This is a genomic window from Ferrovum myxofaciens (genome assembly GCF_000735045.1).
Lineage (GTDB): Bacteria > Pseudomonadota > Gammaproteobacteria > Burkholderiales > Ferrovaceae > Ferrovum > Ferrovum myxofaciens.
Genome location: NZ_JPOQ01000456.1, coordinates 1 through 457 on the forward strand (window position 1 = coordinate 1; position 457 = coordinate 457).

General features: G+C 57.5%; 1 pseudogene. It reads left to right on the forward strand.

What is annotated here, in order from left to right:
• Window positions 1–457 (forward strand): annotated as a pseudogene (locus tag IV91_RS18725) (transposase); the annotation flags it as partial.

Here is a 457-nt window from a genome sequence, read left to right on the forward strand (position 1 = left end):
CACAAGACCCGTATTTGCACCAAGCGCTCACCAATAAAACAAAGTATTGCCGCGTGCTGTGGCGCGTTGTTTCCGGCTCACGCCGCTGGTTTGTGCAACTCATGCAGGAAGGCATCGCCCCGGCAATGCACGAGCAGGCTTGTGGCGAAATCGTTGGTCTGGACATCGGTCCGAGCACGGTTGCTGTGGTCGGCGACAACTCCGCAGCGCTGGTGAAATTCTGCGATACCGTGGTTCAGCCATGGAAAGAAACCCGCCGCTTGCAACGTGCCATGGACAGGTCTAAGCGAGCCACGAACCCGCATTGCTTTAATGCGAACGGCACATGGAAAAAAGGCCAGAAGTTCGCGCCGAGCAAACGCTATACAGCAATCCGCACCGAATATGCGGAAGTAGAACGCAAGCTGGCGGCTGAGCGCAAACGCGCCCACGGCGAGCTTGCCAACCAGATTCTCGG